Genomic DNA, 16381 nt, shown 5'->3' with positions numbered 1-16381 from the left:
ATGATGAATTAAAAGAATATTGTTACCCTGCCGTAGTCATCGTGTTTACGACCGTTTATCAAGCGGGTTATCTTATAAATGTAAACATCCATTACCACATCATCATATCCGCCTTCGTTGTTATACGTTCCATTCCATCCTTCGCCCCATGTGGCCGTGTGGAAAATAAGTTTACCCCATCTGTCATAAATCGACATCTCGTAATTTTCAGAGTTGAAGTTGATTCCTATTGGCATAAACAAATCGTTTTTACCATCACCATTTGGTGTAAATGAACTGGGAATATAAAATGTGCTGATATCATTAACCTGAACCCATTCATCAGTTGAATCAGTACATCCCCTGTCATCAGTGATAATAAGAGTAACAAGGTAATACCCATCTTTGGTAAATTCGTGAAAAGGATTTTGCAATACTGATGAAGAATGTCCATCGCCAAATTCCCAATCCCAGCTTACTACATTTCCAGAAGAACTGTCATAGAAATTAACCATTTCACCGGAGTTAATAACATTAGGGTCGAGGCTGAAATCAGCAGTAGGACCGGGGTTGCTTTGAATCGCTATATCTGAAGTTACAGTACATATTCCATCTGTTACGGTTACAGTATATAAACCGGATCCAATACCTGTTATTGTTGCTGTAGATTGTACCGGGTTTGTACTCCATGTATATGAATAGTTTCCGGAGCCTGAAGTAGCAACAACAGTAGCTGTTCCATTCAGCAACCTGCAATCCTCATTTGTTGATGATGTTGATAATGCTAATCCTCCCGATTGTGTAATGTTGACATTAATAGATGAAGAACATCCTCCTGCATCAGTAACAGTAACAGTATAACTTCCTTCAGGAACATTTTGTAGCGTATCTGTTGTTTGAACAGGAACTGAATTCCATGAATAAGTGTAAGGGCCTGTTCCAGTAACATTAACTATGGCTTCACCATTAGGCAAATAACAAGTTGCGTTGGTAATGCTTGCTACAGAAACTGATGGTCCGGGTAAACTTGATATGATTACAGAAGCAGAACTTATACATCCGGCGGCATCTCTAACGGTTATATAGTAAGTCCCTGATGCCACATTAGTAAGTGTAGAGTCAGTTATTCCATTTGACCATAAATACGCATATGGAGCAGAGCCTCCGGAAACAGTAGCTGATACGCTTCCATTTGCAATTCCGCAACCGGCATTGGAAATAAGAGTTGTGGTAACCGTTGGTCCATTAGAATTGTCAACTGTTGCTGTAACAGAAATACTGCAACCTCCGCATGATACAGTAACAGTGTATGTTCCGGCTGCCAGATTGGTTGCTGTCTGCGTTGTTTGTATCGGTGAAGTATTCCATGTATAATCATATGGTAAGCCACTTCCGCCTGATGGTATTACTGAAACTGTTCCATTAGGTTGTCCGCAATTTGCATTTGTTGAAGAGGTTGTTGCAGTTAATGAAGTACCTACATTAACAGTAACTGATGCACTGCCGGTACAACCTGATAAGCTTGTTCCTGTAACAGTATATATTTCTGTTGTTATAGGTGAAGCGGTTACTATATTTCCGTTTGTTGAAGATAGCGTTGAAGAAGAAGCCCATGTATAACTGTTGGCGCCTGTTGCTATTAATTGAACAGAAGAGCCGGGACAGATATTGGTGTCCGAGGGTGTAACCGTAACAGGAATGCTTGGATTCACATTAATGGTTACAGTTGCTGATCCCGAGCATCCTCCGGTTGATGTAGCCGTTACCGTATATGTTGAAGTTACCAGAGGGGAAACAGTTATAATTGCTCCATTTGCAGATGGCGTTATAGAATCAGCAGACCATGTGTAATTTGAACCTCCATTTGCTGAAAGTGAAATATTTTCACCGGGGCAAATATTTGTTGAAGTTGGAATGATACTAACATTTAATGATGAAGACACATCAATAAAAATATCATCGGTTTCAGAACATCCGTTATTATCAGTAACTAATACAGTATACGTAATTGGAGATAAGGGTGAGGCAATAGGGTTGGCAATTGCAGCATTGCTTAATCCTGTTGCTGGTGACCAGTTGTACATTATTCCTCCGGTAGCATTAAGCTGTGCACTGGTTGATGTACATATTGTTGTGTCTTGACCTGCATTAGCAGGAACTGGTTGAAGAACATTTACAATAACTGAATCAACAACAGAACATCCTGCGGTGTTTGATATCGTAACAGTATAAGTAGTTGTGGAATTAGGGCTTGCAACCGGATTGGCAATTGTAGTACTGCTAAGGCTGGCTGCAGGTGACCATGAATAGGTATCTCCACCTAAAGCATTTAAAGTTGTAGTAGTATTAGGACAAATTGTAACATCCAATCCTGCGTTGGCATTTATTGAGCCGCTTAAAGTAACAATAACATCATCTGTTGCAGAACATCCAACTGCATCAGTAATTGTTACAACATATGTAGTCGTTGAAGTTGGTGAAGCAACAGGATTTGCTATTGATGCATTATTTAAACCAGTAGAAGGAGACCATGAATAAATGGTTCCGCCCGTTGCATTTAAGTATGTGCTGGCACCGTTGCAAATAGTAACATCAGATCCTGCATCCGCTTTTATATTGTTAACGTAGACAATAACCGGTTGATGATATGTTCCCGGGCATGTTCCAACATAATATGTTGTTGTGGTATTAAGTACAGGCGTAGTAAAAGTTGCACCGGTACCCAAAATATTTCCTCCAACTATTGCATCGTACCAAATGATTGTTGTTCCCTGTAGTGGTGTTCCTCCTATAGATGCTGTAAGCGTTGCCGTATTTCCTTCACATATGGAATCATCTTCAGCAATGATATAATAAATAGAAGCAAATGCATTGTTGATGCCAGCACTACCTTTGGTAGCACCATTTGGCGGGAATTCGGTGAGGCTGGTAGAATTTGTTGTTCCATTATTTCCGCCTGTTGCTGTACGTGTGATTGTGCCGTTAGTAATGGCAATATATCCGCCGCCACCGCCGCCACCGGGTCCTTCAGCCTGCAATGTGGTATTTGTTGATGCGATTACCTGATTTCCACCTTTGCCTCCGTTAGCACAAGCATTGATACCAGAAATATTTCCAACAGATTTTAGTAAAATAGTTCCGCCTGCACCACCACCACCGGCAGCATCAGAATAAGAATTTGAAATACCATTACCAGATGTTGCATTTGCTGCGTTAGCGCCATTGCTTAATATTTGTCCTGAACCGGAAATAGTTCCATATGATTGTATTAAAATAATTCCGCCACCATTTGCCCCGGAAGAACCATAGCCGTCATTTTCGTTGCCGCTGCCTCCACCGCCACCCATAAAAATTCTTCCGGTACTATAGTCTAAGGGTCTGCCACCTAACCCTCCTCGAGTACAGCGAAAATCACCGCCCCATGCGATAATTTGATTTGTTGGTGTCCATGGTCCTACAGTAAGTGCATTTAAATTTTTAGATGAAAAAGAATAACCACCTCTGCCACCACCGGATGATGATGAGGTGGAAAAACCAGTTTCTTCAAGTTCCCATGCTTGAGCCCAGTTAGCTGTACTTATATCAGGAATACCCTTGCCTGTCCATAACGAAGTATCTCCTGCATTAGCCCCGCCGCCACCGCCATGGTTGTGAGCATTACCGCCACCGCCACCGTTTGCAGCAGCGCCACGGCAATACCTTCCACCTATTACATCATAATCTGCCTGAAACCCTGCGATACCTTCACCTTTTTCAGAACCAAATGTATCTTTAGGAAAATAATACTCTCCAATACCTAGTGCCGTTTTGGTATTATTCGAAATTAAACCTCCACGAAAACCTTTTCCTGAAACATCTATTGAGCCACCAGAAATAATTGTTGTAGCGACTTCAATTTCTACTGCAAGAATTCCTCCGGTTGTTCCATTCCATGTATCACAAGTGAGAACGCCGCCACTGTTAACTGTTAGAGAAGAATAGCGGGGCATGCGAACAACAACAGTATGACCGGAAGCCGTATAATTATTGGTTAACGAACATTCAATGTTTATTGTTGTAGAGTTGGGAACAGATAATACCTGTGCAAATTCATACAAACCGCAATTATTATAATTTGTGATTTGGCCCCAATAAAGTTCCTGTGCTCCTGTGGAAATTGAAGCTCCTTGCACTTGTATTATCATAATAAGATCGCCGGCGCTTAGTGAACCCGAAAAACGATTGTTGGAATTTAATCCGCTGGCTGCAACGCTTATTGAGGTAGCGCCTGCATTTGCATTTGATGTTAGGCTGGTATATTCATTTACAACAGTATTGGCAGCGGTGATAGTTTTTGAGCCGTCTTTACTGCGTTGAGAAAAGCAAAAAAATGATGAGAAAATAAAAAGACTTAAAATGAGGATATTTTTTATCTTCATAATATTTATTCCCAATAATTATTTTATAATTCGAAGCTTAAAATTCAGGCAATTGATCAACATCGTTATTTTTATCTTTTTTCAGAAAGAATTATGTTCGATATAAAAGGACGTGAATTCGATAAAAAAGTTGCTTCGATACCTTATTATTTAATAATTTTTTAGAATACAAAGATAATAATAAATATTATTATATGGTAATATATTGATAATTAGATTTATATGTATATAAAAATTTTAATCATTATTCATAAATCCTTTATCCTTTATAACTTTTAAAAATTGTTTTGAGAAAAATACATTGTCTTTTTTAGCATATCGTTTTTGTGCAAATATTTGTGCAAGTGTTTCCAGTTCATTAACTCTTAAAAGTTCCGCAGTTTGAGGCAGTGCTTCTTTTTCGCGGTAAATTTCATTGATGTCGTCTTCTGAATAATCGTGGTAAGTTTCGTGATGAACAATACCTTTATAAGGAAGGCGATCGGTAAGTTCAGGGGATTCGTCAGGATAACCTACAACTAAAGTGGCAACAGGAACAACACCTTCAGGGCATTTTAAAAGTTCAGCAATTTTATCGGACATATAAGTTACGGTTCCTAAATAACAAATTCCAAGTCCGAATGATTCTGCTGCAATGGCACAGTTCTGTGCAGCAAGCAATGCATCGATAGCAGCAGTAAAGAAGGAAAGGAAATTATCATAGCCCGGTTCTGCTTTACGTTGTTTGCACCATTTATTGAACCGGTTAAAATCGGCACAGAATGTAAGTGTTACCGGAGCCTGCAAAATCATATCCTGTTTGAAATGCAGTTCCCAAAGTTTTTTACGCATCTCTTTTTCCTGCGAAACAATGATACTATAAACTTGCATATTGCCCGTAGTTGAAGCGCGGAAACTGGCTTCCAGTATTTGTTTTAAAATGTTTTCCGGGATAGGAGTGTTCTTATATTTTCTGATGCTGCGGTGTTCCATCAAGGTTTTTATTGTATCCATAAATAATTATTTTTAGTGTAGCAAAGGTAAATGTTTTGATATTATTTAAAAACAGAAATATGTATAGAAAGGATAATAATCAGAGTTAAGGCCGCCGGCTGCGCCGGCGGCCGCAGAAGAAACCACCTTTATTTTTTATTTATTTTATTCTGAATCTTTTCGCTTTTTAATTCCCGCAATGCATCTGTTGCGATCCATTTCGCGGTTTTTGAATCGATTTGTAATATTTGTTCAGCATAACTAATTGCAATGGGATTTAATTTTTTATTTCTTTTTCCTATTTGTCGCAATGCCCAGTTAACAGCCTTTTTCACCATATTGCGTTCATCGGTGGAATGTTTTTTTATCAAGTCTAAAAGAGGAATAAATTTTTCATCTCCGGCTTTTTTATCGTGAACCGAGAAACAAGCCATTAATACAAACCCTGCACGTTTTACAAATTCTTCTTTTCTTTCAACCCATTCCAATGATTTTTTCCATGCATCTGTTGTATATTCAAATAAGTTGGAACAACACTGGTCGCACAAATCCCATGAATCGAAATCTTTTACCCATGATTCCATTTGTGTTACATCAACTTTTTTTGCATCATCGACCATAGTTGCAAGAATACGGGCTTCATGAAATCCTGTGTTCCATAATTCCAGTGCCAGTTCATGATTGTTTTTATGTTGCTTTGCAATATCACGCAACAAAGGAATGGAACAGCCCAATGCATTTTCAACATTAATGCCATACCTTGCCATTCCAATTCGGTTTTCTTCCTTGCTGTTCTTCTTTAAATAAATTATAATTTCTTTTACATCCATTATCTTGAACATTTAACTAAACCGCTTTGCGTTGCTATCCATGCATTTCCTGTTTTATCAAAAATAACTTTATTAATAAAAAAATTAGGAATATTGGAGTTCGATGGAGTATAAATTTGCCACTGATCATTTTTTAAAATATATAAGCCCATATTTGTGGCAATCCATAGTTGATTCAGGTGTGGTGTAATGATGTATTCAACAAACGAAGGCAGCTTGCTGTCATTTGGAGTTATAACTTTCCATTTATCATTTTCAATTTTTACAATTCCACCCCATGATGATATCCATACGTTGCTGCTATCGTCAAGCAATACCTGTGTTGTTAAATCATCGGGCAATGCCGAATTTTTTTTAGTGTAAACGATTGGTGCCGGGTTTATCATTTCTTTAATAGCGCTGTAATTATAAGCATATAAAATTCCTTTATCGGTGGCAATCCAAATAGCATTGCTTTTATTATCACATGCTATTGAGTTTACTGTATTATCGGGCAATGCGGAATTTGCTTTGTTAAACACTTCCCATTTGTTATTATAAAAAACGGCCAACCCATTATCGGTTCCAATCCATAACCTGTTAAGTTTATCAATGGTAATACATCTTGCATGTATGTCGGGAAGTGCCGAATTTAAAGGATTATAATTTATCCATGTTTTCCCGTTGAACGATGATATGCCATGATAGCGGCTCCCCGCCCACAGTCTCCCGTTATTATCAAATGCGATGCAGGTGATAAAATTATCAGGAATACCGTTGGTTGTATCGTATTCAATAAAAGTTTTATTATTATAACAAACCAGGTTTCCGCCAGAAAAGCAATCACCTGTTACAAACCAGATGTTTCCTGCTGAATCGGTATTTAATGTTTTAATAATATTGCTGGGGATAGCAGAGTTGCTTGTATCGAGAACTAAAAATTGCTGGCAAAACCCAACTACAGGAAATAATATTATAACGAACAGAATTTTTATTCTTTCCATTTTTTTAAAATACATTTTCTACATCAATCGAAACGAATTGCTTTTACCGGTGAAATCCTTGCTATGATATAAGAAGGTATGACCAGTATAAAGCTGCAAATTATAATTGTTCCGATATCAAGTAATAAAATGTGGATGATATTTAAATGAATAGGAACCTGTGAAAGATAATACTCTTCTTGTGGAAGAGTAATAATCCCGGTATATTTCTGAATAAGGCATAATCCAATGGCAATAACGTTTCCCCAAAATATTCCTTTGGCAATTAAATAGCCTGAAGTATATAAAAATATTTTTCGGATGCTTACATTTTCTGTTCCCAGTGCTTTCAGTATACCTATCATTTTTGTCCGTTCAAGTATTAAAATCAGTAATGTGGAAATCATATTTATTGCCGATACAACTATCATTAGTATAAGGATGATTATTACATTCATGTCCATCAGGTCAAGCCAGTCGAATATCTGCGGGTTTAATTGTTTGATATTTTTTGTGTCGAGGTCATAAGAAATATTTTTATAAACATATTCACTCATAGCGTCAAGATTTTTGAAATCGTTTATAAGGATTTCAAATCCTCCTACCTGGTTCTTGTCCCATTTGTTCAGCGACTGGATTTGTGCAATATCGCCAATTACATATACATTATCATATTCTTCAAGACCTGTTTCATAAATACCTGTGATAATAAATTTTCTTCCTTTAGGTTGTGTTTTGTCTTTCATGATGAAAAACATCCTGATGGAATCATTGCAATTAAGTTTTAATTTTTTTGCAAGCCGTTTTGATATTATAACCTCTTTTGATTTTGATGAATCTTTTAACTGCGGGATTCTTCCTTCAGTAATACTGTTTTGAAAAAAACTCCAGTCGTAATCGCTTCCTACTCCTTTAAGTACAACTCCTTCAATTTCGTCTTTTGTTTTTATGATCCCTGCTTTGGTTGCAAATACCTGTATGTGGCGAATTCCATCAACGGAATTAAAGGAAGGATAAAAATCCTGATTTTTATCAATAGGTTGTTCTTCCATTGATTCGTTGGAATCGAATTTTGTTATTTGAATATGAGAGCCGAAACCGATAACTTTATTACGGATGCCTTTTTGAAACCCGGATAAAATAGCAACCGATACGATCATAACAGCAATACTTATGATAATGCTTATAACAGCAATATTTACTGCCGGTTTGGTAAGTTTGCCTTTCTCTTTAATGGAAAGAATTTTACGCGATATGTATAATTCAAAATTCAATAAAAAATATTATAGAGAAATCATAATCACAAAAGTAGATAAATAAAACTAAGTTCTGAAAATATTATTTGAAAGAAAGGAAATGATATTTTGAGTGAATACTACTTGCACACATTTAAAAATTATCATTCATCATTAAAATACTTCGCTTTTATTTTCAGCCTGTGGCTTGGTTATTAATTGTCATTATCCGCCTTCCGGCATAGTCATAGGTGGTCATTTATTCTTTACTGCTGGTTATATACTTGTTATTTTTCAAGAGTAGATAGCGAATAAATAAATCTTAAATCATCAAATCTAAAATCTAAAATTATTTCTTTCAACTATTTAAAATAGGAATTATATTTGCATTTTTACAATAAAACTATGAGGCAGATTATAATAATAGTATTTGTATTATTATGCGGTTATAATGCAGAGGCGCAGATTAGGTATGTTGATACATCTGCAAAGACTATAACAGACGACAGTATCAGGAATGGAGCAGAAAGAACTGAACTTTATTTCCCCGTGCTTAAAGGAAAAAATGTTGCTATTGTTGCTAATCAAACATCTAAAATAGGAAAGGTAAGCCTTGTTGATAGTTTGTTAAATGCAGGGATTACCATAAAAAAAATATTCTGCCCTGAGCATGGTTTTCGCGGAAAGACCGAAGCAGGAAAAAATATTTCAAACTCTGTAGACTCCATTACCGGATTACCAATAGTTTCGTTGTATGGCAAGCATTACAAACCTAAAAATGCCGACCTTAAAGGCATTGACATTGTTGTGTACGATATACAAGATGTTGGCGTTCGATTTTATACATACATTTCTACAATGACCTATGTTATGGAGGCTTGTGCCGAAAACAATATTGAATTTTTAATTCTCGACAGGCCTAACCCGAATGGATATTATATTGACGGTCCGGTGCTTGAAAAAGAATTTACATCTTTTGCCGGATTACATCCGGTTCCTATAGTATATGGATTAACGGCTGCTGAGTATGCCTGCATGGTTAATGGCGAAGGGTGGCTGAAGAATGGCGTAAAATGCAATCTTAGATATATAACAGTTGATGATTATAATCATTCTTATATGTATATTCTTCCTATTCCTCCATCACCAAACCTTCCGAATATGGATGCAGTGTATTTGTATCCTTCGCTTGGTTTATTTGAAGGAACAAAAATTTCAGTGGGTAGGGGCACCGAAAAACCTTTCCAGGTTATTGGCAGTCCATTTATAAAAAATAAAAAATTTTCATTTACTCCTCAAAGCGTTGCAGGTTGTGCAAATCCGCCATACAAGGGTGAGAAATGTTACGGTTACGATCTTACTAATTTTTCGGAAATTTATGTAAAAAGCCTTCGCCAGATATATATTTACTGGCTACAGGCAACATATAAAGAAATGAACGATTCGCTTAATTTCTTTAATAACTATTTTAATAACCTTGCCGGAAACGCCGTTCTGAAAGAACAAATAATTTCAGGTAAAAGTGAAGAAGAAATCCGTGAGTCGTGGAAAAGCGGACTTGATGCATATAAAGCAATAAGAAAGAAATATATTCTGTATCCCGATTTTGAATAAAAATATTATCTGTTTTAAAGAACAGGAATAAAATATTATGAGTAAGATAAAATCAACTTCCATGAATAGGAGTGGGCAAAAGCCAATCCAGAAGAAAGCGCCCGAAAAAAAAAATAAATTTATTATCCTGTTCAACAAGTACCCATCGCTGATAATTTTTTTATTTGCTTTTTTTCTTTATACAAATACACTGGTAAATGGTTATGCCCTTGACGACGGGTTGATGATTGAAAATAATAATTTTACTAAAAAAGGTTTTTCCGGTATTACTGATATTTTAACTCACGACCAACTGGGAGGGCAAGGTAGTGATGCTTCTGCAATTTACCAGGGAGGACGTTATCGTCCGTTGTCTCAAGTACTTTTTGCTATTGAAGTTCAGCTTTTCGGAATGAAAGCATTTCCTATGCATTTGGTACATATATTTATGTATTCCTTGCTTTGCTTTTTACTTTTTATTACTCTAAAAAAAATATTTTCTGAATTTAAAGCCGATAAATGGTATACCTCGATACCATTTGTTGCAGCTCTGTTATTTGCTGCACATCCCATTCATACCGAAGTTGCTGCGAATATCAAGAGTGCCGATGAAGTAATGTGTATGATCGGTGCAATCATGTCGCTGTATTTTTCGCTTAAATATATTGATGAAGAAAAACGGATATACCTTTTTTATTCGTTTCTTTTCATGGTCTTTGGCGTATTCTCAAAAGAGAATGCTGTTACATTCATTGCTGTCATCCCGCTGACAATTTATTTTTTCAGAAAAGCAGAATTGAAAAAATATATTTATACTATACTCCCGTTGGTTGCCGGAACAATTGTATATTTTATAATACGATTTTTAGTGATAGGATTCTCAACGAAAGAGGTTGTAATAACAGAATTATTTCATAACCCGTTTTTGTATGCAACTACTTCCGAACGATATGCAACAGTTATGTTCACATGGCTGAAGTATTTGATATTACTTGTATTCCCGCATCCGCTTACTCATGATTATTATCCTAAACAAATTCCTATTATTAACTGGGCTGATGTTAGAGCTATAGTTCCCTTAATAATTTATGTGGCTATGGGTGTATATGCTTTATTGAAAATAAAAAGCAGGAATATTATTTCTTTTGGAATTTTGTTTTATCTCATCACATTTTCGGTAACATCGAATCTTTTATTTAACCTGGGATTATTCATGAACGAGCGTTTTATGTTTATCCCATCGTTAGGGTTTATCATTGTTTTAACATATTTATTCATTACCTTATTTAAAATAGTTAAAGAAAGAAATTTAAAAAATTATGTACCGCTGATTTTATCGTGTGTATTGCTTTTATATTCTGTAAAAACCATTTCGCGAAATACAGCATGGAAAGATAATTATACACTTTATACTACTGATGCAAAGACCTCGGTAAACAGCAGCAGGTGTAATGTTATCGCAGGTTCCATGTATTTGGCTAAAGGTCGTGATGAAAAAAATGAAGAAAAGAAAAATACATATTACCAGGAAGCTTATGAATTATTTAAAAAAGGTGTCGGGATATATGAACGAAATATTGAAGGTTGGAATTGCTTAGGTGAAGTTTCTATTTACCTCGAAAAATATGATGAAGCAGAAGTGGCATTAAAAAAAGTTTTGAAGCTCGACACACTCAATGAATCGGCGTTGCATAACTATTCATATATTGCTTTTCATTACCAGGAATTAAAACAGGATGATAAAGCATTAACAGTTTATAATTATCTGAATTCGCAAAAACCCGAAGTGAATTACTATTCTAATATTGCTGATATATATAACAGGAAAGGCAATACCGATACAGCCATTACTATTATTAATTATGCTTTGAAAATGAAACCCGATTATATTGATGCATACAACCAACTGGCAAAGTATTATGCATTAGATAAAAAAGATTTTAAAAAATCGTTGGAATGTTTGGAAAAAGCATATTCGATCAATCCGAAATTTCAACCAACATTAGAGAATTTGGGAATTATATATGGAATGAAATCGGATTATAAAAACTCACTTCTATATCTTGAAAAAGCATTACAACTGGATTCTACAAATGCTTCAGTTTGCAGGAATATCGGTAAAACATATGATGCACTTGGTAATGCGGAAAAAGCTAATTATTATTTTGTAAAAGCAATGTATCTGTCGAAACAAAAATAAATTCAAATATTTTACCCGGAAAATGAAAAATACAAACCAGAAAAATTCAGGCAATAAAAATCAAAAAAATATTTCTCAGCAGAATACCCAGAAACAGTTGAAAAAAAAACCTGATACCAATCCGTACTATATCTTATTTTTGATTGCTTTTCTGATTTATTCCAATTCACTTTTTAATGCTTACACGCTCGACGACCGTCTGACCATTACTGACAATGCGTTTACAAAGCAGGGTGTTAAAGGCATTGATGATATTTTAAGTCATGATACGTTTGTTGGATTTTTTGGTATACAGAAAAACCTTGTAGCAGGTGGGCGTTACAGACCGATGTCGCTTATTACATTTGCACTCGAGTATCAGCTGTTTGGCTTAAGCCCGTTTATCAGCCACCTTATTAATATATTAATGTATGCATTTTCATGTGTGCTGATATATAAAGTTTTGCTGATGCTATTTCCTGCTGATAAAAATACAAAATGGTATTTGACTATTCCATTCCTGGCGAGTGTACTATTTGCAGCTCATCCGTTGCATGTTGAGTGTGTTGCCAATATTAAAGGCCGTGATGAACTGATGAGTTTTTTAGGTTCGTTTGCTGCATTGTATTTTATTTTAAAATATCTTGAAGATAAAAAAATTCTTCATCTTATTTTGGCGCAGCTTATATTTTTTGTAGGACTGATGTCGAAAGAAAATACAATAACATTTGTTGCTGTAGTTCCGCTAACCCTATTGTTTTTCAGGAAAGCAAATATTATTGAAACAATCAAACAGACCGTATTTTTATTTATTACAAGTATAGTTTTTATTTTGATACGATATAAAGTTCTGGGATTTTTTATGGGCGCTTCCATTGACAATGAACTTTTGAATAATCCATTTATTGATGCAACTGCCATGCAAAAATTCGCAACAGTTTTACTGACATGGGGAAAATACTTGATATTGCTGGTGTTCCCGCATCCACTTACCCATGATTATTATCCGAAACAAATACCGATAATTAATATGACGGATGTCAGGGCAATAATTCCGTTATTAATATATGTAGGACTTATTGTGTTTGCAATACTGAAATTGAAGAAAAGAAATGTTGTTTCGTATGGGATTTTATATTTCATGTTTACCTTTTCAATTGTTTCGAACCTGGTGTTTTCGATAGGAACATTTATGAACGACCGTTTCATGTATATGCCATTGCTGGGCTTCACAATAATTGCTGCATATTTTTTCAACTGGCTTATGACGAAAAAAAATGTTTCTGAAAAAACTATTATTCTTATAGGAAGTGTTTTGTTGTTGGGTTATTCAGTAAAAACATTCAGCAGGAATTTTGTTTGGAAGAACGATTACACGTTGTTTACTACCGATGTTAAAGTTTCGCCGAATTCGGCAAAGTGTAATGTTTCAGCAGGAGGACTTTCGCTCGATATGGCTAGCGAAGAAAAAGACCCGGTTAAGAAAAAGAAATATATTGAAGATGCGTTGACCTATTTGAATAAAGGAGTTACCATTCATCCAAAATACGATGCTGGTTGGGTGTTACTGGGGCGTGCCATGATTTTTCTTGAAGATTATAAAAAAGCCCGTGAGTATTTTAAAATAACACTGACATTAAATCCTACACAGAAAGAAGCGCTGAACAACTGGCTTTACTGTGCACAACAAAGCGCCAAGAATAAAGATTATGCTGAAGCTGTTGAAAGTTACAAAGGTCTTTTGCAATATAAAAAGCTTGACGATGACTTATATATTCAGATTGCTACAGTTTATGAAGATGCCGGAAAAACCGATTCCGCAATTGCTACGCTTGATACACTGATATTGAGAAATCCTCAGTATGCTCCTGCATACAGCAAAATGGGTGAGATTTACGGAAAGGTTTTAAATAATATTGATAAGTCGCTTGAATATTTATTAAAAGCGTATTCAATAAAAGCTGATGATGCATCGCTGCTTGAGAACTTAGGAATTGCTTATGGAATAAAAAAAGATTATGCACAATCCATTTTATATTTTGAAAAAGCGCTTGTTGTATCTCCCGATAATTACAGGATATATTCAAATATGAGCGGAACATATCACAATATGGGTAACGATGCAAAAGCAAAAGAATGTTTGCAAAAGGCAGCAGAGTTGCAGAAGAAAGAGGAGAGTAGTAAAGGGCAGGTAGTAAGTAAAGAATAAAAATATTTCAAAATAGAAAATTAATAATTCTAAATATACACAATATTTTTTATTATTTGTTATGATTAAAAAAACTCATATAATAATTGTATTCCTGCTATTATTAATGTTTAGTCTTAATAATAGTTTTTCTCAGGACACTTTATCTATTGATCTTAGAAATTGTCATGATAAAAATTATATTAAAATTAATCCTTGGGGTATGCTATGGGGAAGTTATCAATTATCATACGAAAGATTTATTAATAGTCGAAATTCAATAGAGATCTATGCAAATTATAAATACAATACCACAAATGCGTTTCTATTTAATTATATCGATAAACCTAATCTGACATATAAAATTATTGGCTTTATGACCATAATTAATTACAAGAGATATTTTTTATGTCATAAAAAAAATAATAAATTAAATGGAAATTATATGTCATCATTCTTTAGATATTCTCATATAATAGAACATGTTTACCCAGAATGTGACTTTGGGATTGAAAAATCAAACTCCTATAAATTTGGTTTTACAATCGGGCATCAGACTATATATTCAGGTATGGTTATAGATTTGTTTGTCGGTACTCAATTAGGGTATATTCCTGATGGGTTAAGTTTGTATTCAATGCCATGGGATGATGGATTTGGCTGGATACCTGGAATAAGGTGTGGGATTAATTTTGGATTTGGATTTTAAAATGAAAAATTATAATACTGTAGAGATTGCTATTCTATTATAAGCTTAACATTAAAAGTCATTATTTAATTGCGTTAGAAGAGTTTTGAAATTTTGTTTAAATATTAATTTGTTATAATTAAAATAAAATAATGAACATAAAAATAAAATTATTAGCATTTAATGGAGCAGCAGAATCTGTTTATAAAAATGCGATTAAACGAATTGAAAAATTAATTTCTAAAGAAAAATATGAGATTGTTGAAAATAATGCTGATGTTTTGTTTTTTCTAACTGGTGGCTCTGAACAACCAGCAAAGATGCAGGTTTTGGAAGGATGCTTTTATTTACTTATAGGTTCGCAACACGATAATTCGTATGCTTCAGCTACGGAAGTCAAGGCATACCTGAATGAAAAAAATATTTCTTCAATATTGTTAGATGAAGAAGAACCCGAAACAAAAGAAATTCTTAAAAACTTTTCTGTAGTAAAAAAAGCATTGGAAGATTTAAAAGGGAAAAAGCTAGGGCTAATAGGGCAAGTTTCGGATTGGCTCATCGCTTCTGCAATTCCTTCAACAATATTGGAAAATAAATTAGGAATTAAACTAATAGAAATTTCATGGAGTAAACTGAATCATTTTTCTGAGTACAAACCTTCTGAATCATTTCTAAAATTTTATTCTGAAAAAAAGAATTTTGATTTAACTGATACAGCAAAAGTTGATGAACTCTTGAACGACGCAATAAAAAAATGGAACCTTGATGCAATTACAGTTGAATGTTTTCCGATGGTTCAGAAGGATAGTGTTACGGCATGCCTGCCACTTGCAAAATTAAATCACGAAGGTTTTCCTGCCGGTTGTGAAGGCGATATTACTGCAATAGCAGGTATGATGCTTTGCAAAGAAATAACAGGAATTGTTCCATGGATTGCCAATGTTAACAAGGTTACTGATGATGTTTGCATGTTTTCGCATTGCACAATTGCACCGGCTCTGGTTTCTGATTATTCTGTGAAGACACATTTCGAAACAAACAAAGGCACTGCAATTGAAGGCGATTTCAAAAGTGATTTGATTACGATTTTCCGTTTTGATAATAAGTTAAGCAAAGCATTTATTGCAACTACAAAAATTACAGGTCGCCCAAAGTCAGCTACAGCCTGTCGTACTCAGATTGAAGTGAAGTTAAATGAAAATGAAGTAAAACTTTTAAAGCAAAATCCGCTTGGTAACCATCATCTGATATTCCCCGGCGATTGCAAGGAATTATTGAATTGTGCCTGTAGACTTCTTGGAATTGAAGTTTTGAAATAATCAAAGTTTTTAGATAAC

The 16381-nt window shown here is 34.9% G+C and carries 10 protein-coding genes; 5 read left to right on the top strand and 5 right to left on the bottom strand.

Annotated elements, in window-relative coordinates; translation table 11 throughout:
- Positions 1–8 precede the first annotated feature (8 nt).
- From PKK00_06990 to PKK00_06970, 5 genes are all read right to left on the bottom strand, one after another.
- On the bottom strand, positions 9–4397 hold the full coding sequence (locus tag PKK00_06990; GenBank protein HNW98140.1) for a gliding motility-associated C-terminal domain-containing protein: 4389 nt from the start codon (positions 4395–4397) through the stop codon (positions 9–11).
- Positions 4398–4634: 237 nt separating this feature from the next.
- Positions 4635–5390 carry an NADPH-dependent oxidoreductase gene (locus PKK00_06985; GenBank protein HNW98139.1) on the bottom strand — a complete coding sequence of 252 codons (756 nt, stop codon included), beginning with the start codon at positions 5388–5390 and terminating at the stop codon, positions 4635–4637.
- 128 nt (positions 5391–5518) lie between these two features.
- A complete protein-coding gene (locus tag PKK00_06980) occupies positions 5519–6199 on the bottom strand; it encodes a DNA alkylation repair protein (protein ID HNW98138.1) in 681 nt (226 codons plus the stop codon).
- A complete protein-coding gene (locus tag PKK00_06975; GenBank protein HNW98137.1) occupies positions 6199–7182 on the bottom strand; it encodes a two-component regulator propeller domain-containing protein in 984 nt (327 codons plus the stop codon). Before PKK00_06975 ends, PKK00_06980 begins: the two co-directional genes overlap by 1 nt.
- A gap of 23 nt (positions 7183–7205) precedes the next feature.
- Positions 7206–8435, bottom strand: a complete 1230-nt coding sequence (locus PKK00_06970; protein ID HNW98136.1) for an ABC transporter permease — start codon at positions 8433–8435, stop codon at positions 7206–7208.
- 366 nt (positions 8436–8801) lie between these two features.
- Here PKK00_06970 and PKK00_06965 point away from each other — a divergent pair, with 366 nt between their 5' ends.
- The 5 genes from PKK00_06965 (at position 8802) to PKK00_06945 (ending at position 16363) form a co-directional block, all read left to right on the top strand.
- Complete coding sequence (locus PKK00_06965) at positions 8802–10010, top strand: DUF1343 domain-containing protein (protein ID HNW98135.1); 1209 nt, start codon at positions 8802–8804, stop codon at positions 10008–10010.
- Between the two features lie 37 nt (positions 10011–10047).
- Positions 10048–12189, top strand: coding sequence for a glycosyltransferase family 39 protein (locus PKK00_06960; GenBank protein ID HNW98134.1), 2142 nt, complete (start codon positions 10048–10050; stop codon positions 12187–12189).
- 22 nt (positions 12190–12211) lie between these two features.
- Positions 12212–14377 (top strand): tetratricopeptide repeat protein, encoded by a 2166-nt coding sequence (locus PKK00_06955; GenBank protein HNW98133.1) that lies wholly within the window; start codon positions 12212–12214, stop codon positions 14375–14377.
- A gap of 61 nt (positions 14378–14438) precedes the next feature.
- Positions 14439–15065: a hypothetical protein gene (locus PKK00_06950; protein ID HNW98132.1), complete on the top strand. Its 627-nt coding sequence runs from the start codon at positions 14439–14441 to the stop codon at positions 15063–15065.
- 131 nt (positions 15066–15196) lie between these two features.
- Complete coding sequence (locus tag PKK00_06945; GenBank protein HNW98131.1) at positions 15197–16363, top strand: hypothetical protein; 1167 nt, start codon at positions 15197–15199, stop codon at positions 16361–16363.
- Positions 16364–16381 lie beyond the last annotated feature (18 nt).

It is taken from the genome of Bacteroidales bacterium, assembly GCA_035353855.1.
Taxonomy (GTDB): Bacteria; Bacteroidota; Bacteroidia; order Bacteroidales; family CG2-30-32-10; genus DAOQAK01.
This window is presented reverse-complemented; position numbering and strand designations above follow the sequence as displayed.

What these genes read in the sequence shown, in the direction of transcription:
- PKK00_06960 (HNW98134.1), top strand. Translation starts at nt 10,048, where the DNA reads ATGAGTAAGATAAAATCAACTTCCATGAATAGGAGTGGGCAAAAGCCA.
- PKK00_06955 (HNW98133.1), top strand. Translation starts at nt 12,212, where the DNA reads ATGAAAAATACAAACCAGAAAAATTCAGGCAATAAAAATCAAAAAAAT.
- PKK00_06965 (HNW98135.1), top strand. Translation starts at nt 8,802, where the DNA reads ATGAGGCAGATTATAATAATAGTATTTGTATTATTATGCGGTTATAAT.
- PKK00_06990 (HNW98140.1), bottom strand. Translation starts at nt 4,397, where the DNA reads ATGAAGATAAAAAATATCCTCATTTTAAGTCTTTTTATTTTCTCATCA.
- PKK00_06985 (HNW98139.1), bottom strand. Translation starts at nt 5,390, where the DNA reads ATGGATACAATAAAAACCTTGATGGAACACCGCAGCATCAGAAAATAT.
- PKK00_06975 (HNW98137.1), bottom strand. Translation starts at nt 7,182, where the DNA reads ATGGAAAGAATAAAAATTCTGTTCGTTATAATATTATTTCCTGTAGTT.
- PKK00_06950 (HNW98132.1), top strand. Translation starts at nt 14,439, where the DNA reads ATGATTAAAAAAACTCATATAATAATTGTATTCCTGCTATTATTAATG.
- PKK00_06945 (HNW98131.1), top strand. Translation starts at nt 15,197, where the DNA reads ATGAACATAAAAATAAAATTATTAGCATTTAATGGAGCAGCAGAATCT.
- PKK00_06980 (HNW98138.1), bottom strand. Translation starts at nt 6,199, where the DNA reads ATGGATGTAAAAGAAATTATAATTTATTTAAAGAAGAACAGCAAGGAA.